The 23,500-nt window shown below is 73.1% G+C and carries 19 protein-coding genes; 9 read left to right on the top strand and 10 right to left on the bottom strand.

Annotated elements, in window-relative coordinates; genetic code table 11:
- Positions 1 to 44: 44 nt before the first annotated feature.
- Entirely contained in the window at positions 45 to 2,171 is a 2,127-nt protein-coding gene (uvrB, locus tag H7344_RS01450; protein WP_186344232.1) for an excinuclease ABC subunit UvrB, read from the bottom strand.
- A gap of 169 nt (positions 2,172 to 2,340) precedes the next feature.
- Here uvrB and H7344_RS01445 point away from each other — a divergent pair, with 169 nt between their 5' ends.
- Both H7344_RS01445 and H7344_RS01440 read left to right on the top strand, forming a co-directional pair.
- Positions 2,341 to 3,504, top strand: a complete 1,164-nt coding sequence (locus H7344_RS01445; RefSeq protein WP_186344606.1) for a phospholipase D-like domain-containing protein — start codon at positions 2,341 to 2,343, stop codon at positions 3,502 to 3,504.
- Between the two features lie 69 nt (positions 3,505 to 3,573).
- Positions 3,574 to 4,116 (top strand): carboxymuconolactone decarboxylase family protein, encoded by a 543-nt coding sequence (locus tag H7344_RS01440; protein ID WP_186344231.1) that lies wholly within the window; start codon positions 3,574 to 3,576, stop codon positions 4,114 to 4,116.
- A gap of 31 nt (positions 4,117 to 4,147) precedes the next feature.
- Here the strand turns inward: H7344_RS01440 and H7344_RS01435 are convergent, their stop codons facing one another.
- Complete coding sequence (locus tag H7344_RS01435; RefSeq protein WP_229706809.1) at positions 4,148 to 5,683, bottom strand: acyl-CoA carboxylase subunit beta; 1,536 nt, start codon at positions 5,681 to 5,683, stop codon at positions 4,148 to 4,150.
- Positions 5,684 to 5,705: 22 nt separating this feature from the next.
- Entirely contained in the window at positions 5,706 to 6,638 is a 933-nt protein-coding gene (locus H7344_RS01430; RefSeq protein ID WP_229706810.1) for a DNA-3-methyladenine glycosylase family protein, read from the bottom strand.
- A gap of 77 nt (positions 6,639 to 6,715) precedes the next feature.
- Between H7344_RS01430 and H7344_RS01425 the strand changes: the two genes are divergently transcribed.
- Complete coding sequence (locus tag H7344_RS01425; RefSeq protein WP_186344230.1) at positions 6,716 to 7,486, top strand: enoyl-CoA hydratase/isomerase family protein; 771 nt, start codon at positions 6,716 to 6,718, stop codon at positions 7,484 to 7,486.
- Positions 7,487 to 7,513: 27 nt separating this feature from the next.
- On the opposite strand, the gene H7344_RS01420 is transcribed toward H7344_RS01425, so the two are convergent.
- Positions 7,514 to 10,729, bottom strand: coding sequence for a M36 family metallopeptidase (locus H7344_RS01420; RefSeq protein ID WP_186344229.1), 3,216 nt, complete (start codon positions 10,727 to 10,729; stop codon positions 7,514 to 7,516).
- A gap of 136 nt (positions 10,730 to 10,865) precedes the next feature.
- On the opposite strand from H7344_RS01420, the gene H7344_RS01415 reads away from it, so the two are divergent.
- The 4 genes from H7344_RS01415 (at position 10,866) to H7344_RS01400 (ending at position 13,897) form a co-directional block, all read left to right on the top strand.
- Complete coding sequence (locus H7344_RS01415) at positions 10,866 to 12,428, top strand: ATP-dependent DNA ligase (protein ID WP_186344228.1); 1,563 nt, start codon at positions 10,866 to 10,868, stop codon at positions 12,426 to 12,428.
- Positions 12,429 to 12,488: 60 nt separating this feature from the next.
- Positions 12,489 to 12,674 (top strand): hypothetical protein, encoded by a 186-nt coding sequence (locus tag H7344_RS01410; protein ID WP_186344227.1) that lies wholly within the window; start codon positions 12,489 to 12,491, stop codon positions 12,672 to 12,674.
- A 35-nt stretch (positions 12,675 to 12,709) separates the two neighbouring features.
- A complete protein-coding gene (locus H7344_RS01405; protein ID WP_186344226.1) occupies positions 12,710 to 13,021 on the top strand; it encodes a hypothetical protein in 312 nt (103 codons plus the stop codon).
- Between the two features lie 189 nt (positions 13,022 to 13,210).
- Positions 13,211 to 13,897, top strand: a complete 687-nt coding sequence (locus tag H7344_RS01400) for a TetR/AcrR family transcriptional regulator (RefSeq protein ID WP_186344225.1) — start codon at positions 13,211 to 13,213, stop codon at positions 13,895 to 13,897.
- A gap of 28 nt (positions 13,898 to 13,925) precedes the next feature.
- Here the strand turns inward: H7344_RS01400 and H7344_RS01395 are convergent, their stop codons facing one another.
- A complete protein-coding gene (locus H7344_RS01395; protein ID WP_186344224.1) occupies positions 13,926 to 15,206 on the bottom strand; it encodes an acetyl-CoA C-acetyltransferase in 1,281 nt (426 codons plus the stop codon).
- A gap of 98 nt (positions 15,207 to 15,304) precedes the next feature.
- On the opposite strand from H7344_RS01395, the gene H7344_RS01390 reads away from it, so the two are divergent.
- Both H7344_RS01390 and H7344_RS01385 read left to right on the top strand, forming a co-directional pair.
- Positions 15,305 to 16,648 (top strand): 3-oxoacyl-ACP reductase, encoded by a 1,344-nt coding sequence (locus H7344_RS01390; RefSeq protein WP_186344223.1) that lies wholly within the window; start codon positions 15,305 to 15,307, stop codon positions 16,646 to 16,648.
- Positions 16,648 to 17,550, top strand: coding sequence for a MaoC/PaaZ C-terminal domain-containing protein (locus H7344_RS01385; RefSeq protein ID WP_186344222.1), 903 nt, complete (start codon positions 16,648 to 16,650; stop codon positions 17,548 to 17,550). The genes H7344_RS01390 and H7344_RS01385 overlap by 1 nt, the downstream gene beginning before the upstream one ends.
- A gap of 23 nt (positions 17,551 to 17,573) precedes the next feature.
- Here H7344_RS01385 and H7344_RS01380 read toward each other — a convergent pair whose 3' ends face one another.
- From H7344_RS01380 to dxs, 5 genes are read right to left on the bottom strand one after another with little or no spacing between them, the layout of a single operon-like run.
- Complete coding sequence (locus tag H7344_RS01380) at positions 17,574 to 18,440, bottom strand: acyl-CoA thioesterase (protein ID WP_186344221.1); 867 nt, start codon at positions 18,438 to 18,440, stop codon at positions 17,574 to 17,576.
- Positions 18,437 to 19,303, bottom strand: a complete 867-nt coding sequence (locus H7344_RS01375) for an acyl-CoA thioesterase (protein WP_186344220.1) — start codon at positions 19,301 to 19,303, stop codon at positions 18,437 to 18,439. The genes H7344_RS01380 and H7344_RS01375 overlap by 4 nt, the downstream gene beginning before the upstream one ends.
- A complete protein-coding gene (locus tag H7344_RS01370) occupies positions 19,304 to 20,275 on the bottom strand; it encodes a PAC2 family protein (RefSeq protein WP_186344219.1) in 972 nt (323 codons plus the stop codon).
- 9 nt (positions 20,276 to 20,284) lie between these two features.
- The gene (locus H7344_RS01365) at positions 20,285 to 21,607 is read right to left on the bottom strand and encodes a gluzincin family metallopeptidase (RefSeq protein ID WP_186344218.1); all 1,323 of its coding nucleotides are present in this window, start codon (positions 21,605 to 21,607) and stop codon (positions 20,285 to 20,287) included.
- Positions 21,579 to 23,492: a 1-deoxy-D-xylulose-5-phosphate synthase gene (gene dxs / locus H7344_RS01360; RefSeq protein WP_186344217.1), complete on the bottom strand. Its 1,914-nt coding sequence runs from the start codon at positions 23,490 to 23,492 to the stop codon at positions 21,579 to 21,581. The genes H7344_RS01365 and dxs overlap by 29 nt, the downstream gene beginning before the upstream one ends.
- Positions 23,493 to 23,500 lie beyond the last annotated feature (8 nt).

Here is a 23,500-nt window from a genome sequence, read left to right as displayed (position 1 = left end):
GCTCGCTGCGCTCGCGGGGCCCTCCTCACTTCGTCCGCTGCCGCTTACTTGGTCGCTTCCATCATCTGCCGCAGCTCCTTCTTCAGCTCGGAGATCTCGTCGCGCAGGCGGGCGGCGACCTCGAACTGCAGCTCGGCGGCGGCGGTGCGCATCTGGTCGGTGAGGTCCTGGATCAGCTGGGCGAGGTCGGAGCTCGGCATGCCGGCGAGGTCCTTGGCGTGCTTGCCCGCGGCGTCCTTGCCGAGCGTCGGCACCGGCTGCTTGGCCTTGGCGCCGCCCGCGCGACCCTTCGCCTCGGTGCCGGCCCAGGTCTCCAGGAGCGCCTGGGTGCTCTCGTCCTCGCGGGCGAGCATCTCGGTGATGTCGGCGATCTTCTTGCGCAGCGGGGTCGGGTTGATGCCGTGCTCGGTGTTGTAGGCGATCTGCTTCGCGCGGCGCCGGTTGGTCTCGTCGATGGCGTTCTCCATCGACGGGGTGATCTTGTCGGCGTACATGTGCACCTGGCCCGACACATTGCGGGCCGCGCGGCCGATCGTCTGGATCAGCGACTTGTCGGAGCGGAGGAAGCCCTCCTTGTCGGCGTCGAGGATCGACACCAGCGACACCTCGGGCAGGTCGAGGCCCTCGCGCAGCAGGTTGATGCCGACGAGCACGTCGTACTCCCCCAGCCGGAGGTCGCGCAGCAGCTCGATCCGCTTGAGGGTGTCGACCTCGGAGTGGAGGTAGCGGGTGCGGATGCCGGCATCGAGGAGGTAGTCGGTGAGGTCCTCCGACATCTTCTTGGTCAGCGTGGTGACCAGGGTCCGCTCGTTGCGGTCCACCCGCAGCCGGATCTCGTGGATGAGGTCGTCGATCTGGCCCTTGGTCGGCTTGACCACGACCTCGGGGTCCACCAGCCCGGTCGGGCGGATGATCTGCTCGACGACGTCGCCGCCGACCTTGTCCAGCTCGTAGTCACCCGGCGTGGCCGAGAGGTAGATCGTCTGGCCGATCCGGTCGAGGAACTCCTCCCACCGCAGCGGTCGGTTGTCCATCGCGCTGGGCAGCCGGAAGCCGTGGTCGACCAGGTTGCGCTTGCGCGACATGTCGCCCTCGTACATGCCGCCGATCTGCGGCACCGCCACGTGCGACTCGTCGACGACGAGCAGGAAGTCCTCGGGGAAGTAGTCGAGCAGGCAGTTCGGCGCCGAGCCGCGGGCGCGGCCGTCGATGTGCATCGAGTAGTTCTCGATCCCCGAGCAGGAACCGACCTGCCGCATCATCTCGATGTCGTACGTCGTGCGCATCCGCAGCCGCTGGGCCTCCAGCAGCTTGCCCTCGCGCTCGAACTTCGCCAGCTGGTCCTCCAGCTCCAGCTCGATCCCCTTGATCGCCCGCTCCATCCGCTCCGGGCCGGCGACGTAATGGGTCGCGGGGAAGACGTAGAGCTCCTCGTCCTCGGTGAGCACCTCGCCGGTGACGGCGTGCAGCGTCATCAGCCGCTCGATCTCGTCGCCGAAGAACTCGATGCGGACAGCGTGCTCCTCGTAGACCGGGAAGATCTCGAGGGTGTCGCCGCGCACGCGGAACGTGCCGCGGGTGAAGGACATGTCGTTGCGGGTGTACTGGATCTCCACCAGGCGCCGCAGGATCGAGTCGCGGTCGTGCTCCTCGCCGACCTTGAGCCGGATCATCCGGTCGACGTACTCCTGCGGGGTGCCCAGGCCGTAGATGCAGGAGACGGTGCTGACCACGATGACGTCGCGCCGGGTGAGCAGGCTGTTTGTCGCGGAGTGCCGCAGGCGCTCGACCTCCTCGTTGATCGAGGAGTCCTTCTCGATGTAGGTGTCGGTCTGGGGGACGTACGCCTCGGGCTGGTAGTAGTCGTAGTAGGAGACGAAGTACTCGACCGCGTTGTCGGGGAACAGCTGGCGCAGCTCGTTGGCGAACTGCGCGGCGAGCGTCTTGTTGGGCTGCATGACCAGCAGCGGGCGCTGCACCTGCTCGGCGACCCAGGCAACCGTGGCGGTCTTGCCGGTGCCGGTGGCACCGAGCAGCACGACGTCCTCCTCGCCGGCCTTGATCCGCTTCGTGATCTCCTTGATCGCGGCCGGCTGGTCACCCGAGGGCGAGTAGTCCGAGACCACCTGGAACGGGGCCACGCGGCGCTCGAGATCGGTCACTGGACGCATGGTTCGAGCGTACGCCGCGCCACCGACAGTGCCGTGCCGGCGGAGGGAGCAGGTGCCCTAGATTGGCCCCGTGACCGCCCGCCGCCAGCACGTCCTCGAGCGGGCGCTGCGGATCCTGCGCCGCACGCTGCTGACCGTCTTCGGTGTCCAGCTGGCGCTGGCGGTCGGGATGTCGCTGGTCGACTCCTACCGACGCCGCGGCAAGAAGCCGAAGCCGTTCCCGGTCACGCCGCCCCGCACCGTCCCCGTCGGCGAGGGCACCGTCACGACGTACACCTTCGGCAAGGACCTCTACGAGGACATGCTCGCCGCGATCGCCGGCGCCAAGAAGCAGGTGCTCCTCGAGACCTACATCTGGAAGGGCGACGCGGTCGGCGAGCGGTTCAAGCAGGCGCTGGTCGACGCGGCCGCGCGCGGCGTGGACGTCTACTGCATCTACGACGGCTTCGCGAACCTCGTGGTCTCCCCGCGGTTCAAGCGGTTCCCGCCGTCGCTGAAGGTGCTGCGCTACCCCGTGTACGCCGCCGGGTGGCGCTTCTTCGACCTCGGCCGCTACGGGCGCGACCACCGCAAGGTGCTCGTCGTCGACGACGAGGTCGGCTTCGTGGGCGGCTACAACATCGGCGCGGCGTACGAGACCGAGTGGCGCGACACCCACGTCCGCGTCACCGGGCCGGGCGTGTGGGACCTCAAGCGTGCCTTCGCCGACTTCTGGAACCAGCAGCGCCGCCGCCGCATCGGCCACAGCGAGCGGCCGCTGCTGCTCGAGACCGCCTCGACGTGGGAGCCGATGATCCGGTTCCAGCGCAACAGCCCGCGGATGTGGATGTTCCCCATCCGCGGGATGTACCTCGAGGCGATCAACCGGGCCAGCCGCAACATCTGGATCACCCAGGCCTACTTCCTGCCCGACCAGCAGTTCGTCGACGCGCTCAAGGACGCCGCCCGGCGCGGGGTCGACGTGCGGCTGCTCGTGCCGCTGAAGTCGAACCACATCGTCGCCGACTGGATCTCGCGCGGGTACTTCTCCCAGCTGCTCGAGGCCGGCGTGCGGATCTTCCGGTTCAAGGACGCGATGGTGCACGCGAAGACCGCGACCGTCGACGGCACCTGGTCGACGGTCGGCACGGCGAACATCGACCGGCTCAGCCTCCAGGGCAACTACGAGATCAACGTCGAGGTCATCGACGGCGCCCTCGCCAAGACGCTCGAGGAGATCCACCTCGTCGACGAGTCCAACTCGATCGAGCTGACCCGCGGCGAGTGGGAGGCTCGCGACCTGCAGCGCCGCTTCACCGAGTCGCTGCTGCAGCCCTTGCGCCCGCTGCTGTAGCCGCTGTCGCCGACCAGGCATCGCCGGGGGGGATCGCTTGGGGCCTGCCGGCTGCGGGTAGCGGAGGGCATGTCCACCCCACGGATCGCCCCTGGCTCGCTGCGCGACGTCGGCCCCTTCACGTGGGCGCTGGCCCGCGTGTTCGGCCGCCGCAGCGGCACCGAGCCGCCGGCGGTCTTCCTCGTGCTCGGCCGGCACCGGAGGCTCTTCCGCGGTTGGCTGCACTTCGCCGGACGGATGATGCCCGGCGGCCGGCTCCCCCGCCGCGACTCCGAGATCGTGATCCTGCGGGTCGCGCACCTGACCGGCAGCGAGTACGAAGCCACCCAGCACCGCGGCCTCGGCCGGCGCGCCGGGCTGAGCGACATCGAGATCGACCGGGTCGCCGACGGCCTCGACGCCGACGGCTGGTCTGACCGCGAGCGGCTGCTGCTGCGCGTCACCGACGAGCTGTACGGCACCAGCGACCTCTCCGACGCCACCTGGGCCGACCTCCGCGCCGAGCTCGACGAGGAGGCGTGCCTCGAGCTGCTGCTGCTCGTCGGTCACTACCAGATGCTGGCCACGACCCTCCGCGCCCTGCGGGTGCCGCCGGACCGCCTCCGCCGCTGACCCGGCGGGGACGCAGGAGGGACGCAGCGCGCTACCAGGTGTCGACGGGGCGCCCGCTGCCACGCAGGCGTCCGTCGCGGGCGGCGGCGTCGATGACGCGAGCGACGACGGCCCGCGTCTCGGCGGGGTCGATGACGTCGTCGATCTCGAAGTGCCGGGCGACGTTGAGCGCGGACGACCGCTCGCGGGCGAAGGCGGTGAGCTCCTGGACGGTCCGCTCGCGCTCGGCCTCGTCCTCGATCGCCTCGAGCTCGCGGCGCATGGCCAGCCGGACGGCACCCTCGAGACCCATCGCGCCGAGGTGGGCGCCGGGCCAGGCGACGGTGAGCAGCGGCTCGTGGGTGCTGCCGCCGAGCATCGCCTGCGCGCCGAGGCCGTAGGCGCGCCGCAGCACGACGCCGACCAGCGGCACCTGCAGCTGCGCCCCGGCGACGAGCAGCCGCGACGTGTGCCGCACCAGCCCGGTGCGCTCGGCGTCGGGACCGACCATCATCCCGGGGGTGTCGACGAGCGAGACGACCGGGAAGCCGTGGGCGTCGCACAGCTGGAGGAACCGCGCCGCCTTGTCGCCGGCGTCCGCGGTGATCGCGCCGGCCGTGTGCCGGGTGTCGTTGGCGAGAACCCCGACGGTCCGCCCCTCGATCCGCCCGAGCGCGGTGAGCAGCTCGGGCGCGAACGACGGCCGCAGCACCGTCACGCTGTCGACGTCGCAGATCGCCTCCACCACCGGCTCGACGTCGTACGCCGTCCGCTCGCCCTCGGGGACCGCGGCGCGCAGCGGGGCCGGGTCCGGAGCGGTCCACTCCTCGACCGGTCCGAGGAAGTAGCCGAGCAGCTCGCGGGCGACGAGCGCGGCCTCGTCGTCCTCGGCGACCACGTCGACGACGCCGTTGGCCGTCATCACGTCGATCGGACCGACGTCCTCGGCCGCGACGTCCCCGAGGCCGCCGCCGGCGATCATCGCGGGCCCGCCCATGCCGAGCGAGGCGCGGCGGGTGGCGACGACGAGGTCGGAGCAACCGGCGACGACCGCGTTGCCGGCGAAGCAGTTGTCGTCGACGACGGCGATCCGCGGCACCCGGCCCGAGAGCCGCGCCCACGCCGCGAAGGTGGTCACGTCGAGCGCGGAGACCAGCGGGATGTCGGTGTCGCCGGGGCGCCCGCCCCCGCCGGCGGCGAAGAACACGGTGGGCAGCGCGAGCCGCTCGACCACGTCGAGCAGCCGGTCGGTCTTGCGGTGCCCGCGCATGCCCTGGGTGCCGGCCATGACGAGGTAGTCGTAGGACAGCACCGCGCACTGCCGGCCGTCGACGGTCGCGAGGCCGCCGACGATGCCGTCGGCGACCGTGCGGTCCAGCAGGTCGTCGAGGTCGCGCTTGTCCTCCTGCGCGGCGGTGACGAACCGGCCGTACTCGACGAGGCTGCCGGGGTCCACGACGTCGGCGAGGTTCTCCCGCGCGGTCCGGCCGCCGCGGGCGTGGAGGCGGGCGACCGCCTCGGGCCGGGCGGCGTCCTCGGTCAGGGCGCGGCGGGCGAGCAGGTCGAGGAGCTCCTGGCGGATCGGCACAGCCGGAGTCTAGGAACGTCCCTCAGGTGCGGGTGACGCGTGCCGGCAGGTGCGTGCGCGGCGCCATCCGCGCCCCGTGGCGGGGCCGGCGGTGCCCGGCGGCGTACAGCAGGCGGACGACCCGCCCGCGGTGCGGCCGCCACGGCTCGAGGTAGGCCTCCATCTCGGCGTCGTCGAACGGCGTGCCGGTCAGCGCCCAGCCGACGTCCTTGGCCACGTGGTAGTCGCCGAACGACACCGCGTCGGGGTCACCGAGCGCCCGCTGGCGCACCTCGGCGACGGTCCAGCGGCCGATGCCGGGGATCGTGCAGAGCCGTCGCTCGACCTCGTCGCCGGGCACGTCGGCCAGGCGCTCCATCGCGTCGGCGACCCGGGCGACGGTGACGACCGCGCGGGAGCGGGCGTGGTCGACGTGCATCCGCAGCCACTCCCACGACGGCACCCGGCGCAGGTCCTCGGCCGTCGGCTGGACCCACAGGTCTATCCCCGGTCCGGGGCCGGGCGCGCGCTCGCCGTAGCGCCGCACCAGCATCCGGTAGCCCGCGAACGCCTCCTGGCCGGTGACCTTCTGCTCGAGGATCGCGGGCACCAGCGCCTCCATGACCAGGCCGGTGCGGCCCACTCGCACGTGCGGGTGGCGGCGACGGGCGTCGACGAGCACCGGGTGGTCGCGGGGGTCGAACCCGCTCCAGTCGTCGCCGGCGCCGAGCAGGTCCGGCACGCCGTCGAGCACCCAGGCGGCGCCCGGCCCCCACGCCTCGGCGTGGACCGCGCCGTCGCGGGGCGCGACGTGCAGCACGAGCGTCGCCGGCCCCTCAGGCGTGCGGATGCCGCGCCAGTGCCGGCCGGCGTCGTCGATGCGGTACGTCGGGTCGCCGCCGCCGCGCTTGTGCGCCCGCATCGTCCCGAGGCCGCACGGCCAGTCGGGACGCCACACCCGGGTCGACGACGTCACGGCACGACGCTAACCCGCGCCGCCGACACCGGCGTGAACGAGAACGTGTTCCAGCGCCGGTCGCTAGGGTGCCGCGCATGCTGCAGGTCACCGACGAGCGCCGCGTGCGCACCCTCACCCTCGACCGGCCGGAGGCGCTCAACGCGTTCAGCGAGGCGTTGTACGACGCGCTCGCCGACGCCCTGCTCGAGGCCGCCGAGGACCCCGGCGTGGCCGTCGTGCTGCTGACCGGCAACGGCCGCGGGTTCAGCGCCGGGACCGACCTCCTCGAGATGCACCGGATCGCCACCGACCCGACCTTCGAGCGCGGCCGGCACGGCTTCCCCGGGCTGGTCGACGCGCTCGTGGACTTCCCCAAGCCGCTCGTCGTGGCCGTCAACGGTGTCGGGCTCGGCATCGGCGCGACGATCCTCGGCTTCGCCGACCTGGCGTTCATGAGCTCGACCGCGCGGCTGAAGTGCCCGTTCACCTCGCTCGGCGTGGCGCCGGAGGCGGCGTCGTCGCACCTCCTCCCCCGGCTGGTCGGCCGCCAGGACGCCGCCTGGGTGCTGCTCTCGGCCGAGTGGGTCTCGGCTGCCGAAGCGAAGGAGATGGGGCTGGTGTGGCGGGTCTGCGAGCCCGACGACCTGCTGCCCGAGGCGAGGCGTCACGCCGAGGTGCTCGCCGCCCGTCCGATCGCCTCCCTCGTGGCGGTCAAGCGCGCGATGACCGCGCCGCTCCGCGCCGGGATCGACGCGGCGCGGGAGCGGGAGAACGCCGCCTTCGCCGAGCTGATGGGCGGCCCGGCCAACCTCGAGGCCCTCAGCGCGTTCGCCGAGGGCCGCGAGGCCGACTTCACCGGGATGTAGCCGGGGACCGGCCCCGGGGCGACCGGGTCAGCGCGGCTCGCGCACGACCACGTCGAACGACGCGCCGGCGCCGTAGATCAGCAGGAACCCGGCGTACGCCGCGCCCGGCGGGATCGTGACCGCCTCGTCGAAGTACTGGAAGCCGCCGGTGATCGGCGCGCAGTCCGGGCCGTACCACCACAGCTGCCACTCCCCGATCGGCACCGAGCCGGAGTAGGTGATGGTGTGCTCGCCGTCGGCGGAGCCCTTCGGGAGCTTGGTGAACCACGCGTCGGAGCCGTTGGCCGGCGGGAGCGCCGGGCAGGACGCCGCCCAGGTCAGCTCGGTGACGCCGGGCCGGTATGGGTCGAGCCCCAGCAGCGAGCCCTGCACCGGGTTGCCGGCGGCGACCGAGCCGCGGCTGCGCACCGGCTTGTCAGGCTTCTGCTCGGTGGGCCGGATGCCCGGCGCGCGGCCGAAGACCTGGACCTCGCCCACGATCGCGCTCGAGGAGATCTCGGCGGTGTCGCCGAAGGTCGACAGCGGCGTGACCCGGACGAACCGCGCCCGCACCGGCCGGTCCAGGCGGTATGTCTTCAGCATCTGGTCGCCGACGGTCGGGCGCGGCTGCCGGAAGGAGTACCGCGCCGTGGTGACCGTGCGCCACCGCTTGCCGTCGGTCGAGGTCTGCACGCGGACCTTGTCGGCCGCGGCGAACCGCGGCAGGGTCGGCGGCTTCATGACGCTGACGGCGACCGTCTCGACCGTCGCCTTCTTCTTCATCCGGACGACGACCGACGACTTCCTGCCCCGGTTGTAGGCGACGTCCTGCGCGCCGGTCTGCCAGGCGCTGGCCTCGGTGTCGTCGAACATCGCGGTCGCCGGCAGCGCGGGGTTCTGGCTGCCGACCTTGACGACCTTCGCCCCGGACAGGCCGGAGACGAGGTTGGGCCGCAGCCGGATCGTCCTGTCCAGGGTCCGGCCGCGCTGGATGGTGACCGGGAAGCGCTGGATGCCGAAGCCGGGCGCCTGCAGGGTCAGCGTGTAGCGCCCCGGCGTCATCGTCGCGCTCGCCCGGCCGGCCTTGTCGGTGGTGTCGACCGGCGTCGTGCGTGCCTCGAAGACGCCGGGCAGCACGCGCACGCCCTTGACCGGGCCGCCGGCGGAGGCGTTGACGACCTTCAGCCGCAGCCGACCGTTCTCCGAGGACCTCTTCGCGTCGAAGCCGGGCTTCGGGTCGGTGTCCGCCTCGCCCTTCGTCCTCGCGGAGGCGCCCATCCCGCGCTTGGCGAAGACGGCCCAGATGAGGTCGTCGTACCGCTTGCCGTAGCGCAGCTGGCTGGCCTTGAGGATCGCGTCGCGCATGTCGAGGAACGACGGCTCGGGCGCGGAGATCGGCATGGCGTCCATGACGAGGTGCTCGGTGATGTCGCTGGCCCGGCGGTGGTTGCCGCCGACGGTCCGCAGGATGGCCTTGCGCAGGTCCCACAGCGTCGCGGTCCAGATCTCGCCGTCGGAGTGGACCTCGGGGCCGGAGGTGTCGTAGCCGATGTCGCCGTAGGTCGTCGGGTTCTCGTCGTAGTTCCAGTTGCGGATGCCGCGGTGCTTGTCGCCGACGTACGCCGCGGTCACGGCGGTGCGCGACAGACCCTCGCGGAAGAGGTGGTTCATCGCGAACCAGTCGCTCCAGCCCTCACCCATCGAGCCGCCCTGCACGACGCCGAGCGCGCCGAGTCCGCCGCCGCCGACGTACCTGTTGGTCAGGCCGTGGGCGTACTCGTGCTGGATGATCGAGGCGTCGAAGTCACCGTCGCGGTGCGGGCCCTCGAAGGCGTCGTCGACCGGCGCCCAGAGGTACATGTTCGTGATGCCGGGGATGCCGTCGGGCAGCGTGAGCATGTTGGCGTTGTTGCGGCCCAGCCCGAGGATCGGGTCGGTCAGGCCGGTGGCCCCCGACTGCGCGCCGCCGAGGATGAGGTCCCCGCCCAGGCCGCCCTTGCCGAAGTTGTCGAGCTGGAAGTTGCCGCCCGTCTCGGTGAAGCCGAACTCGTAGAACTCGTCGTGGATCCGGTTGTGGTGGTAGAAGAGGTTGACCGCCGCGGCGTTGGCGTCGCGCACCCACGAGCCGGTCGCGCCCTTGGTCTTCCGCCACGCGTCGGGGAAGTCGTAGTGGAAGCTCCCGGTCGGCGAGACCGGCCGGATCGCCTGGTCCACCGGGACGAGCGGGACGGTCCACGCGTTGGCCGTGTCGGCGTTGTTGCCGAGCGTGGTGATGCCGGTGCCGAGCAGGCCGACCGGGTCGATCCATCCCTTCGGCGACTGCGGGGTCCGGCCGAACGACTTGCGGACCGGCTTGCCGCCCTTCGGCGCGCCCGGGTAGTTCTCGTAGACGGTGCCCTCGGCGTGCTGCACGAGCGACTTGCGCAGCAGCGTCTCCCCGGTCGCGCCGTCGACGACCTGCAGGTAGGCCTCGTCGACGCTCTTCACGACGAGGACCGCGTACGCCGCGCGAGCGCCGTCGGCCATCGGGAACGCGATCCGGCGCACCCGCAGCACGTCGAGCAGCGGCCCGCCGTCGAACAGGTCGTAGCCGGCCTGCTTGCGACCCAGCGCCTTCGGCACCAGGTCGACCGCCGGCGCGACCGCGTCGAGGACCGACCCGATCGCCTCGGCCGCCGACAGCTCGAAGGAGCCGGTCAGCCGGCCCGGGCGGATCGGGTTGCCGGCGTAGCTGACCACCCGGCCGGCCTCGTCCACCACGACGGTCAGCACGCCGCCGTAGCCGGCCGCCAGGCCGCCGAAGGTCTGCTCGAAGCTGACCACCGTCGCGCCGATGCCCGGCAGCGCGTGGTCGCGGACCACACCGAGCCGGTCGACGTCGGCGGCGTCGATGCCGAGCAGCCGGGTGCTCGAGCGCAGCCAGCCGCGGGCGATGTCGACCGGGTCGCCGGAGCGGGGGCCGGTGAGCGTGCCGCCGTCCTTCCACACCGAGCGCGGGGTGCCGGCCGGGTTCCACGCGACCGAGGCGCCCAGCGAGCGGGCCGCCGTCCGCTGGGCCGAGGACGGGCCGAGCGCGGGGACCGCGCGGCGGGCGTCGTACGCCAGGGTGTGGAGGTCGCCGACCAGCCCGGCGACGGCGCCGCTGGTGCGGGCGGCAGGCGCGGGCGCCGAGGTGGCGTCCGCCGGGCCGGTGACGGAGAGCGTGGGGGCGGCGATCGCGGCCAGGCCGACGACGGCGGCGAGGGACGTGCGGGAGCGGGTCACGGGCTTCCTGACGTTCGTGCTCGGCCGGGGCCGGGCGGTGATCGGTTGCCTGGAGAACGACGACCCGGCGGGAGGGATACGCGCCGACCCGCCACCGCCGGGTGATATCCGGGTCACACCGCGCTTGGATGGCTCCGTGCTCCTCGCCGACCTCGTCGTCACCTCCCGCGCCGTCGCCGCGACCCGGTCCCGCAAGGCCAAGGTCGCCGCCGTCGCCGAGCTGCTCGGGCGCCTCCTCGAGCCCGCGCCCGGGTCCGGTGCCGCGCCCGACCCGGACGAGGTCGCGACCGTCGTGTCGTACGTCGCCGGGTCGTTGCGCCAGCGCCGCACCGGGCTCGGGTGGCGCTCGCTCGGCTCGCTGCCCCCGCCAACGGCCGAACCGTCGCTGACCGTGGTCGGTGTGCACGAGGTGTTCGACGCGATCGCCGCACTGGCCGGCCCCGGCTCGCAGGCCGCGCGAGCCGCCGCGGTCGCGGACCTCTTCGGCCGGGCCACCGCCGACGAGCAGACCTGGCTGCGCGGGCTGGTGACCGGGGAGGTCCGCCAAGGGGCACTCGACGCGCTCGTGCAGGAGGCGGTGGCCGCCGCCGGGGACGTGCCGCTCGCCGCGGTGCGCCGCGCCGCGATGCTCGCCGGATCGACGGTGGCCGTCGCCGTGGCCGCGCTGACCGGGGGCGAGGAGGCGCTCGCGGGCTTCGGCCTCGAGGTGGGTCGCCCGGTGCTGCCCATGCTTGCCTCGTCGGCGACCTCGACCGCGGAGGCGATGGTGAAGGCCGGCGGCCCGGGCGGTGAGGTCGCGATCGACACCAAGCTCGACGGGATCCGGATCCAGGTCCACCGCGACGGCGACGACGTGCTGGTCGCCACCCGGTCGCTCGACGACATCACCGCGCGGCTGCCCGAGGTGGTCGAGGTCGCGCGGGCGCTGCCGGCGCAGCGGTTCGTGCTCGACGGCGAGGCGATCGCGCTCGACGCCGAGGGCCGGCCGCGACCGTTCCAGGAGACCGCGTCCCGCACCGCCCAGGCGTCGGACGGTCGCGTCGCGGTGACGCCGTACTTCTTCGACCTGCTGCACCTCGACGGCCGCGACCTCCTCGACTCCCCCGGCACCGAGCGGCTCGCCGCGCTCGAGTCGCTCGTGCCCGAGGCTCACCGCGTCGGGCGCCTGGTCACCGCCGACGTCGCCGAGGCCGACGCGTTCGTCGCGCAGGTGCTCGCCGCCGGTCACGAGGGGGTCGTGGTCAAGGACCTCGCCGCGACGTACGACGCCGGCCGCCGCGGCGCCGCCTGGGTCAAGGTCAAGCCGGTCCTCACCCTCGACCTGGTCGTCCTCGCCGTCGAGTGGGGCTCGGGCCGGCGGCAGGGCCTGCTCTCCAACATCCACCTCGGCGCCCGTGACCCCGCCACCGGCGGGTTCACGATGTTGGGCAAGACGTTCAAGGGGATGACCGACGAGATGCTCGCCTGGCAGACCGAGCGCTTCCTCGGGCTCGAGACCTCGCGCGACCAGCACGTCGTCCACGTCCGCCCCGAGCAGGTCGTCGAGATCGCCCTCGACGGCGTGCAGCGCTCGACCCGCTACCCCGGCGGGGTGGCACTCCGCTTCGCCCGGGTGGTCCGCTACCGCCACGACAAGCGCCCCGACGAGGTCGACACCGTCGACGCCGTCCGCGCCCTTCTCCCCGGCGGCAACCCCTGACCCGCAGACCCGACCCCTGGGTGGGTACGGGTCTGTCGTCGCCCGACAGGAGGAGGACGCGTGAGGAACGTGCAGTTCTGGCAGGTCTCGGGCTACGAGGCCAACGCCGACATCGAGGACACCCCGCTCCCGCCGGGCCACCTCTTCCGCGGCACCAACACCGAGGACGGCGCGGCCGTGCTCGTCTTCTGGGACGAGTCGATGGGGCGCTGGCAGGAGGTCGACCCCTCGCTCGTCGACCGCTGAGCCGGTCCAGCCCCCGAGGGCGGCATGCTGTGGCCGTGCACTCCCGGTGGCTCGCGACGACGGCGCTGTCCTACGCCGTGCTCCACCACCTCGGCCTGCTGCCCGACGGGCTCGGCCGCGCTCCCCAGGGCACCCGCTGGGCCGACTGGCTCGACCTCGTCGTGCCGTGGCTGGTGCTGACGCCGGCCGCCGCCACCCTGGCCGCCGCGGAGGCGAGCAGGCGGGTGTGGACGTCGTTCGCCGCCGGCAGCGTCGCCTACGCCTCCGGCCACGGCATCCACCTGGCCGCGAACTCCGCCGGCTCCGCGGCGGTCGCGGTGCTCCTCGGCGCGCTGACCCTCGGCTGACCGCGCGGACGGGCTCCGGCGCCGGCCGGATCTGCCGAAGTACTGGTCGAAGTCGGTCGGCGGACCGGGCTCTCCGCGGGGCGGCGCCGCGCCGGGCCGACTTCCACCAGTAGTTCGGATCACGAGCCCTCACGCCGAATGCGTCACAGCCGTGCAACTCCGAGTTGCACGATCGCTACGATCGGCCTCATGACGACCGAGCGCACCGACGGGCGGCGCTCCGCAGCGGCCGCCCGGCGGCGGGCCCGGGAGCAGGAGATCATCGCGGCGACGCGGCGGCTCTTCGACGAGCGCGGTGTGCGGGACGCACAGATCGACGACATCGCGACGGCGGTCGGGATCAACCGGGCGATCGTCTACCGGCACTTCTCCGGCAAGGAGGAGATCTTCGCGCTGACGCTGGTCTCCTACCTCGACGAGCTGCGCGGCGCGCTCGAACAGGCGGCCGACGGCGTCGACGCCGCACCCGACCGGCTGGCGGCGATCGTGACGGCGTTCGTGGACTACGGCCTGGCCCACCCGGCCTTCGTCGACTGCGCGCAGGCGTTGATGCGTCGCACCGGCACCGAGCTGCTCGACGAGATCAGCGAGAGCGCGCTCTTCCGGCTGGGGCGCGGCATCTCCTCATGCCTGCGCCAGCTCAGCACGGCGCTGGAGCACGGCGTCGAGACCGGCGACTTCCACGTCGCCGAGCCGGCGCTGCTGGCCAACACGCTGTACGCCAGCGGGCTCGGCGCGCTCCAGCTGGCCCGCCTCGGCATCCTCGTCGAGGAGGCCGCCCCCGGCGTGCCGACGGTCGGGCAGATCAGCCCCGACCAGGTGCGGCACTACCTGGTGACCTCCGCGCTGGCGCTGGCCACCCACCCCCCGGCCTGAGCCGAAGCCCGCCGGGGGTGGGTACGGGTCAGCGCTCCAGGATCGCGACGACGCCCTGGCCGCCGGCGGCGCAGATCGAGATCAGGCCGCGGCCCGAGCCCTTCTCCGCGAGCAGCTTGGCCAGGTTGGCGATGATTCGGCCGCCGGTCGCGGCGAACGGGTGGCCGGCGGCCAGCGAGGAGCCGTTGACGTTCAGCTTCGCGCGGTCGATCGAGCCGAGCGGGGCGTCGAGGCCGAGGCGCTCCTTGCAGAACACCGGGTCCTCCCACGCCTTGAGCGTCGAGAGCACTTGCGAGGCGAACGCCTCGTGGATCTCGTAGTAGTCGAAGTCCTGCAGCGTCAGGCCGTTGCGCGCGAGCATCCGCGGCACGGCGTACGCCGGCGCCATCAGCAGGCCCTCGCCGCCGTGGACGTAGTCGACGGCCGCGGTCTCGGAGTCGACGAACCACGCGAGCGGCTCGAGGCCGTGCTCGCTCGCGAACTCCTCGGAGCCGAGCAGCACCGCGGAGGCGCCGTCGGTCAGCGGGGTGGAGTTGGCGGCGGTCATCGTGGCGGACTCGCCCTTGCCGAAGACCGGCTTGAGCTTGGCGAGCTTCTCGACGGTGGAGTCGGGGCGCAGGTTGTTGTCGCGCTCGAGGCCGCGGAACGGCGTCACGAGGTCGTCGTTCCAGCCCTTGTCGTACGCCGCGGCGAGGTTCTGGTGCGAGGTGGCGGCGAGCTCGTCCTGGTCCTCGCGGGTGATCTGCCACTCCAGCGCGGTGAGCGCGGCGTGGTCGCCCATCGACAGGCCGGTGCGCGGCTCGCCGTTCTTCGGGATCTCCAGGCCGATGTCACCGGGGCGGATCTGGCCGAGGGCGGTCAGCCGACCCTTGGTGTCCTTGGCGGCGTTGACCTTCATCAGCTTCTTGCGCAGCTTGTCGCTGATCGCGACCGGTGCGTCGGAGGTGGTGTCGGTGCCGCCTGCGATGCCGGAGTCGATCTGGCCGAGCGCGATCTTGTTCGCGACCTGGATCGCGGCCTGGAGGCCGGTGCCGCAGGCCTCCTGGATGTCGGTGGCCGGCGTCGTCGGCGCAAGCTTGGAGCCGAGCACTGACTCCCGGGCGAGGTTGAAGTCGCGGGCGTGCTTGAGGACGGCACCGGCGACGACCTCGCCGACGCGCTCGCCCTCGAGGCCGTAGCGGGCCACGAGCCCGTCGATCGCTGCGGTGAGCATGTCCTGGTTCGAGGCGGTCGAGTAGGCACCGTTCGACCGGGCGAAGGGGATGCGGTTGCCGCCGAGGACGGCGACGCGGCGAGTGGTGGTCTCCATGTTCCTATCCTTGCCCCGATGCCCGGAGTTCAGAAGGACATGAGGGCCACGTCACGAATTGTGGACTCCGAGTTACACCTCTAGTTACATGGAGCAGCATGAGCGACCGTTACCGCGACTTCACGTCCTCCCCGATCGGCAAGCTCCTGGTCAAGAACCTCGGCCTGCCGAACCCCACCAAGCTCGAGCGGTACGAGGCGGGGGCGCCGCTCGTCACCGGCACCGTCGGCCTCGGCGGTCGCGGCCGGCTGGCGGAGTCCCTCGGCGGCATCCTCGAGACGGTCGGCATCGCCTCCACCGAGGTCACCGGCGCGCCCGAGGAGGGCCAGCGGTTCAAGGGCCTGGTCTTCGACGCCACCGGCCTGACGACCTCCGCGGACCTCGTCGCCCTGCGTGACTTCTTCACCCCGCTGCTGCGCAGCCTGGAGACCAACCCGCGGGTCGTCGTCCTCGGTACGCCGCCGGAGCAGGTCAGCGGCGCGGAGCGGGTCGCCCAGCGCGCGCTCGAGGGCTTCACCCGCAGCCTCGGCAAGGAGATCGGCCGCGGCGGCACCGTGCAGCTCGTCTACGTCGCCGAGGGCTCCGAGGCCGCGGTCACCAGCACGCTCGCCTTCCTCCTCTCCCCCAAGTCCGCCTACGTCTCCGGCCAGGTCGTCCGCATCGGCGCCCGGGGCGCGACGGTCGCCGGCGAGGTCGCCGACTGGCAGCAGCCGCTCGCCGGCAAGGTCGCGCTCGTGACCGGCGCCAGCCGCGGCATCGGCGAGTCGATCGCCCGCGTGCTCCACCGCGACGGGGCGACCGTCGTCGGCGTCGACGTGCCCCAGGCCGCCGACCCGCTCCAGAAGCTGATGAAGGAGCTCGACGGCGACTGGCTGACCCTCGACATCACCGGCAAGGACGCGCCGCAGCGGATCGCGCACCACCTGAAGGAGAAGCACGGCGGCGTGGACGTCGTCGTGCACAACGCCGGCATCACCCGCGACAAGAAGCTCGCCAACATGGCCGAGGACCGCTGGGAGTCGGTGATCGGCGTCAACCTCACCGCCCCGGAGCGGATCACCCGCGAGCTGCTCGACCAGGGCGTCGTCAACGCCAACGGCTCGATCATCGGCGTCGCCTCGATCGCCGGCATCGCGGGCAACGTCGGCCAGACGAACTACGCCGCCTCCAAGGCCGGCGTCATCGGCCTGGTGGACTCGCTGGCCGACGAGCTCGACAACGGCATCACGATCAACGCCGTCGCGCCCGGCTTCATCATCACGCAGATGACCGCGGCCGTGCCGTTCGCGACCCGCGAGGTCGGCCAGCGGCTCAACGCGATGTCCCAGGGCGGCCTGCCGGTCGACGTCGCCGAGACGATCGCCTGGTACGCCAACCCCGCCTCCAGCGCGGTCAACGGCAACGTCGTCCGCGTCTGCGGCCAGATGATGCTGGGCGCCTGATGGCCGGCTCGTCGAAGCAGCAGGACATCCCCACCCGCGAGGTCTCCGGCGACGCCGGCGGCCTGACCACCCTCCTCAAGGCGGCCCTGCCGTCGCTGCCGGTCGTCGGCCAGCTGCCGGGCATCCGCAAGGCGTCGGCCGACGGGTTCAGCGGGCTGTCGTTCAGCCGGCCGCCGGTCACGGTCGAGCGCGCGCACGTCGAGCGGTACGCCGCGGTGTGCGGGTTCCCGGTCAAGGACACCGTCCCGCTGCCGTATCCGCACCTGCTCGCGTTCCCGCTGCACATGGCGCTGATGAGCGACCCGGCGTTCCCGGCTCCGGCCATCGGCACCGTGCACCTGGAGAACTCCATCACCCAGCACCGCCCGGTGCGGATCGGCGAGTCGCTGGCGGTGAGCGTGTCCGTCGGGCCGGCCCGGCCGCACGCCAAGGGCAGGGTGTTCGACTTCCGCACCACCGTGACCGCCGACGGCGAGACGGTCTGGGAGGAGAGCTCGGCCTACCTGCGCCGCGGCAAGGGCGACGAGTCGGCCCCGGCCGGCACGGCGTTCCCCGAGGCGCCCGCGGGCGGCACGGCCTGGTCGCTGCCCGGCGACCTGGGCCGGACCTACGCGGCGGTCTCCGGCGACCACAACCCGATCCACCTCTACCCGCTGACCGCGAAGGCGCTGGGCTTCCCCCGCCAGATCGCGCACGGCATGTGGACGCTGGCCCGCTGCACCGCCGCCCTGGAGAACCGGCTCGCCGACGCCGTGCGCGTCGACGTGGCGTTCAAGAAGCCGGTGCTGCTGCCGGGCACGGTCGCCTTCGGGTCGCGGCCGCTCGACGACGGCTACGCCTTCTCGCTGAGCAGCCCGCGCTCCGGCGCCCCGCACCTGGCCGGCCGGACGACCGACCTCTGACCTCCGGGCCCGGACGACGTAGCTCAGCGCATCGGCCGGATCAGGCCCTCCTGGGCCACCGTGGCGACCAGCGTGCCGTCCTCGGTGTAGACCCGCCCGAGCGCCAGCCCGCGCCCGCCCGACGCCGAGGGCGACCACTGGTCGTAGAGCCACCACTCGTCGGCGCGGAACGGCCGGTGGAACCAGATCGTGTGGTCCAGCGACGCCATCATCGTGCTGGCCGGGTCGGTCTCGTGGGCGGCCAGGCACGAGCCGAGCAGGCTGATGTCGCTGGCGTAGGTGAACAGCCCCAGGTGGGTCACCGGGTCGTCGGTGGCGAGCCGCTCGCGCACCCGCATCCACAGCTGCGCGCGGGCCGGGTGCTCGGGGTGCGGGGCTAGGCCGCGGCGGGTCGTGCCGAGGTGGCGCACGTCGAGCGCGCTCCACTCCGCGGCCAGCGCGTCGGCCTCGGCCGTGCCGGAGCGCCGCATCAGGTCGGCCATGTCGGCGCCGTCCTCGGGGCGGCCGACCTCGGGCATGGCGTCCTGGTGCTCCCAACCCTCCTCGGGCCGCTGGAAGTTGACGGTCTGGAAGTAGATCGCGCGCCCGTGCTGCCGGGCCACGACCCGGCGGGTCAGGAAGGACCGGCCGTCCCGGATCCGCTCCACGTCGTACACGATCGGGACGGAGTAGTCGCCGGGCAGCAGGAAGTAGGAGTGCAGCGAGTGGACGGCGAAGTCCTCGCCGGCCGTGCGGATCGCCGCGATCAGCGCCTGCGCCGCGACCTGCCCGCCGTAGACCCGCGCGCGCCCCGACGGCGGCTGCGCGCCGCGGAACAGGTCGGCGTCGATGTCCTCGAGGTCGAGCAGGGCGACGAGCTCCTCGACGGGGTTGTCCGCGGACGAGCTCACGCGCCCGCCTCCTGCCGAGGCGCGCGCGGCTTGCGCAGCAGCGCCTCCTGGGAGACCGACGCCACGAGCGTGCCGTCCGCGGTGTGCACCCGGGAGTGCACCAGCCCGCGACCGCCGCCGGCGAAGGGCGAGTCCTGGTCGTAGAGCCACCAGTCGTCCACGCGGAACGGCCGGTGGAACCAGATCGAGTGGTCCAGCGACGCGACCATCGCCTCGGGGCTGCCGCTGCGGATGCCGTGCGGCGCGAGCGCGGCGCCCATGAGCGTCATGTCGGAGAAGAACGCGAACGCCGCCACGTGCACGAACGGGTCGTCGGGCAGGGTCCCCTTCGCGCGCAGCCACACCCGCTGCCGACCGGGCCGCGCCTCGTCCGGCTCGAGCCCGCCGTCGAGCGAGCTGCCGGCGTACCGCAGCTCCATCACGCCCCACTCGGGGTCGTCGTCAGGTTGGCCGAGCAGCTTCTTGGGGTCCAGGCACTCCTCGGGCGGCGGCACGACCGGCGCGACCTGCTGGTGCTCCCAGCCCTCCTCGGGCCGCTGGAAGTCCGCGGTCAGCGCGTAGATCGGACGGCCGTGCTGGCGCGCCAGCACCCGGCGGGTCGCGAACGAGCGGCCCTCGCGGATCGTCTCGACGTCGAAGATGATCGGCGCCGAGGTGTCCCCGGGCTGCAGGAAGTAGGAGTGCAGCGAGTGCAGGACGTACGCCGGGTCGACGGTGCGGCCCGCGGCCACCACCGCCTGCGCGGCGGCCTGCCCGCCGAAGACCCGCGGCAGCGACGAGACCTGCTGGTGCCCGCGGAACAGGTTGGTGTCGATCGTCTCCAGGTCGAGCAGCTCGACCAGGTCGGCGGCGTCGCGCGGCACTCAGCCCTCCCCGTCCTCGTCGTTGCCGGGGTCGGTGCCGGTCTTGGGGTCCTCGTCGAGCGCGGCGAGGAACTGCTCGAACTGCTGGCCGAGCTCCTCGCCGCTGGGCAGCGGCTGGTCCTCGGCGAGCAGGTTGCTGCCGGACTCCTCGGAGCGCTCGAACGCGTCGTACTGCCGCTCCAGCGCGGCGACGACCTCGGCGACCTCCTCGTTGGCCGCGAGGTAGCGGGCGATCTCGACCTCGCGGTCCTCTGCCTCCGCGCGCAGCCCGGAGAGGTCGATGGTCAGCCGGCCGCCGCGCTCGAGCTGCTCGAGCAGCACGGCGGAGGCCTTCGGGTAGTCCAGCTGCGCGAGGTAGTGCGGGATGTGCGCGACGAAGCCGAGCGCGGCGTGGCCCCACTCCCCCAGCCGCACCTCGAGCAGCGCCTGGGCGCTGCTGGGCACCCGCAGCTCGCCGCGCCACGGGCTCTGCCCGACCGGCTCGGCGTGGTCGTTGGCGTGGTGGGTGATGGCGATCGGCCGCGTGTGCGGCACCGCCATCGGCACGGAGCCCATCGCCACCACGCGGCTCACGCCGAGCCGCTCGACGACCTCGCGCACCGAGCGCGCGAAGGCCTCCCACCGGTTGTCGGGCTCCGGGCCGTGGAGGAGCAGGTACGGCGTCCCGCCGGTGTCGCGCAGGAGCCGGACGACGAGCCGGGGCGCGTCGTACGCCTCGTAGTGGTCGCGGACGAAGGAGATCGCCGGACGCCGTGCGCGGTAGTCGTGGAAGGAGTCGACGTCGAACGTCGCGACCACCTTGCCGCCGGGCACGGGCGCGTCGGAGAGGTCGACGAGGTGCTGGGCAGCGCGCGCTGCGGCGTTGCCCGCGTCGAGGAACCCGTCGAGGACGATCACCAGCGTGAGGTCGGTGGCGTCGTCGAGCTCCGGCACCTCGTCGACGATGTGCACGAGACGGGGTTCCTGGGTCACCCGCCCAGCCTATGGGGTGGCCTCGACGCCCGGGACGAAGGTGGCGACCATGAGCCGCGCGGCCCGGTTCGCGAGCTGGTCGGCGGTCAGGCCCAGGGTCCGGCGGAGCACGTCGGCCTCGTCGGCGTCCTCCTCCGCGAGGGCGTCGAGCAGGGCCCAGAGGGCGCCCTCGCCGAACGAGCGGGCGACGTACTCGCAGACCCACCAGGACACGCCGTACGACACGACCGGCTCGTCGCCGGGGGCGGTGAACGACTCGCGGGTCGGCAGCCCGTCGATCCCCGCGAGGGCGCGGCCGAGGGCCGCCTCGGCGACCACCCGGTCGGCGGGGTCGACGGCACGGACCGAGACGTACTCCGCGATGCCCTCGCTGAGCCACACCGGTACGTCGTCGTCGCGCTCGCCGAGCGCGACGTGCACCAGCTCGTGGCGCACCAGCCGGTCGCGCTGCGGGCCGGCGCGCGTGAGCATCCGCGGGTGCAGCGCGAAGCGGGTCGCGGCCGCACCGGCCCGCCCGGGGCCGGCCGCGACCGGGAAGGCGACGCCGTCCAGCCGCTCCGGGTCGCCCCCGGGCAGCTCGTCGATGGTCTCGAGGAACGCCGTCGAGGACAGCGCGTAGACGACCACCGTGCGGCGCCAGCCCTGCGGCAGGACGGCCGAGACGTCGGTGATGCCGCGCTCGACCGACGCGATCACCCCGGACGCGGCGGCAACGCTCTCGGCGTCGAAGACGCCCAGCACGCCGAACCCACCGCGCACCTCGACCGGGCCGAGGTCCCAGGGCTGGGGCCGCACGTCGTGCTCGGCCTCCCAGGCCGGGTCGGTGACCGAGGTGAGCCGCATCCGTCGGACGTTGCCGGGGGCGGGTCGGAACCGGAACCGGTCGTGGGTGACGACCGGCTCGGCGTCGTAGCCGGCCAGCTGCATGGACTGCTCGACGACGACCCAGTAGCCCTCGCCGTCACGCACGATGTTCTGCCGGTCGACGGTGTAGCGGAGCTCCGCGAGCGGCAGCTGGGCCAGGTTGTCGAACCAGGTCAGCTGCTGGGCCCGCACCCGCGCCGACCGCCGGGCGAGGCCGGCGGCGAAGGTGCGCCGGTCCCCGCGGCGCACCGCCCGGGCGCGGCGGTCCAGCGCACGCCGTACCGCCACGACCACGTCGGCCGGCGCGGGCGCGACCGCCACCCGGGCGGCGCCGTCCGGGTCGTCGCTCCGGTGGAGGAGCGAGCACCCGGGCAGCAGGCAGACCAGGAGCGCGACCAGCAGGGCCCTGACCGCACCCCGCGGGCTCCGGCGGAGTCGGTCAGACGGGGTGGTCGGCGTGGGCGGCATCGACGGGTAAACGACCTTCGTCGAGGGAGGTCATGTACTCGACGATGTCGAGGGCGAGCGCCTGCGGCGTGAGGCCGATCCGCTCGAGGATCGCGGCGCGCTTGGCGTGCTGGAGGAACTCCTGCGGGATGCCGCGCAGCCGGACCGGGGTGGTCACGCCGGCCTCGACGAGGGTCTGGAGCAGCACCGAGCCGCAGCCGCCGACCACGCCGTTGTCCTCGACCGAGACGACCAGCCGGTGCTCGCGGGCGAGCTCGACGACCGCGGGGTCGACCGGCTTGACCCAGCGCGGGTCGACGACGGTGACGCCGATCCCCTGGGCGACGAGCCGGTCGGCGACGCCGAGCGCGACCTCGTTCATCGAGCCGACGGCCACGACGAGCACGTCCTTGGTGCCGTTGCGGACCAGCACGTCGGCGCCGCCGGCCTTGCCGACCGCCTCGACGTCCGCGGGCGGCGGGCCCTTGGGGAACCGGACCACGGTCGGGGCGTCCTCGACCTCGACGGCCTCGTTGAGCAGCTCGCGCAGCCGGGCGGCGTCGCGAGGTGCGGCCAGGCGCAGGCCGGGCACCACCTGGAGCACCGACATGTCCCACATGCCGTTGTGCGAGGCGCCGTCGTCGCCGGTCACGCCGGCGCGATCGAGCACGAAGGTCACGCCGGTGCGGTGCAGCGCGCAGTCCATGAGCACCTGGTCGAAGGCGCGGTTGAGGAACGTCGCGTAGACCGCGACCACCGGGTGCAGCCCGCCCATCGCGAGCCCGGCCGCCGACGTCGCGGCGTGCTGCTCGGCGATGCCGACGTCGAAGGTGCGCTCGGGGAAGCGCTTCTGGAAGTGGTCGAGCCCGACCGGGTGCATCATCGCGGCGGTGATCGCGACGACGTCCTTGCGGCGCTGGCCGATGTGGACGATCTCGTCGGAGAAGACGTCGGTCCAGATCCGGCCGCGGGCCTTCTCCTCGCCGGTCTCGATGTCGAAGGGCTGCGGGGAGTGGAACTGGTCGGCCTCGTGCCGCTCGGCGGCGTCGTACCCGAAGCCTTTGCGGGTCAGCGCGTGCACGATGACCGGGCCGCCGAACCGCTTGGCCCGCTCCAGCGCGGCCTCCATGGCGACGAGGTCGTGGCCGTCGACCGGGCCGACGTACTTCAGGCCGAGGTCCTCGAAGAGGCCCTGCGGGGCGAGCGCGTCCTTGAGGCCCTTCTTCATCGCGTGGAGGGCGTCGTACGCCGCGGGGCCGACGCCGGGGACGGCGTTGAGGCGCTTCTTGACCAGGTCGAGGACCTGCTCGTAGCGCGGGTTGGTGCGCAGCGTGGTGAGCGCGTTCGCCAGGCCGCCGATGGTCGGCGTGTAGGAGCGGCCGTTGTCGTTGACGACGATGACCAGCCGGCTGTCCTTGGCGATCGCGATGTTGTTGAGCGCCTCCCAGGCCATGCCGCCGGTGAGAGCGCCGTCGCCGATGACCGCGACGGTGTGGCGGTCCTCGCCGCGGATCGCGTAGGCCTTGGCCAGCCCGTCGGCGTACGACAGCGCGGTCGAGGCGTGGGAGTTCTCGACGATGTCGTGCGGGGACTCGTCCTGGCTCGGGTAGCCCGACAGGCCGCCCTCCTTGCGCAGGCCGTCGAACTGGCCGCCGCGCCCGGTGAGGATCTTGTGGACGTAGGACTGGTGGCCGGTGTCGAGGACGATCCGGTCGCGCGGGCTGTCGAAGACGCGGTGCAGGGCGATGGTCAGCTCGACGACGCCGAGGTTGGGGCCGAGGTGCCCGCCGATGCGCGAGCAGGTCTGCACGAGGAGGTCGCGGATCTCGGCGGCCAGGCCCTCGAGCTGGTCGGGCGCCAGGGCCTGGACGTCCCGTGGACCGGCGATCGAGTCGAGGAGCGACATGCCCCCGA

The sequence above is a fragment of the Nocardioides deserti genome, assembly GCF_014266025.1.
Lineage (GTDB): Bacteria > Actinomycetota > Actinomycetes > Propionibacteriales > Nocardioidaceae > Nocardioides > Nocardioides deserti.
This window is presented reverse-complemented; position numbering and strand designations above follow the sequence as displayed.

Excerpts from the sequence above, each read along its gene's own strand:
- H7344_RS01425 (WP_186344230.1), top strand. The coding sequence starts at position 6,716 with ATGCTGCAGGTCACCGACGAGCGCCGCGTGCGCACCCTCACCCTCGAC.
- H7344_RS01365 (WP_186344218.1), bottom strand. The coding sequence starts at position 21,607 with ATGCCGCCCACGCCGACCACCCCGTCTGACCGACTCCGCCGGAGCCCG.
- H7344_RS01390 (WP_186344223.1), top strand. The coding sequence starts at position 15,305 with ATGAGCGACCGTTACCGCGACTTCACGTCCTCCCCGATCGGCAAGCTC.
- H7344_RS01445 (WP_186344606.1), top strand. The coding sequence starts at position 2,341 with ATGTCGCTGGTCGACTCCTACCGACGCCGCGGCAAGAAGCCGAAGCCG.
- dxs (WP_186344217.1), bottom strand. The coding sequence starts at position 23,492 with ATGTCGCTCCTCGACTCGATCGCCGGTCCACGGGACGTCCAGGCCCTG.
- H7344_RS01400 (WP_186344225.1), top strand. The coding sequence starts at position 13,211 with ATGACGACCGAGCGCACCGACGGGCGGCGCTCCGCAGCGGCCGCCCGG.
- uvrB (WP_186344232.1), bottom strand. The coding sequence starts at position 2,171 with ATGCGTCCAGTGACCGATCTCGAGCGCCGCGTGGCCCCGTTCCAGGTG.
- H7344_RS01440 (WP_186344231.1), top strand. The coding sequence starts at position 3,574 with ATGTCCACCCCACGGATCGCCCCTGGCTCGCTGCGCGACGTCGGCCCC.
- H7344_RS01385 (WP_186344222.1), top strand. The coding sequence starts at position 16,648 with ATGGCCGGCTCGTCGAAGCAGCAGGACATCCCCACCCGCGAGGTCTCC.
- H7344_RS01395 (WP_186344224.1), bottom strand. The coding sequence starts at position 15,206 with ATGGAGACCACCACTCGCCGCGTCGCCGTCCTCGGCGGCAACCGCATC.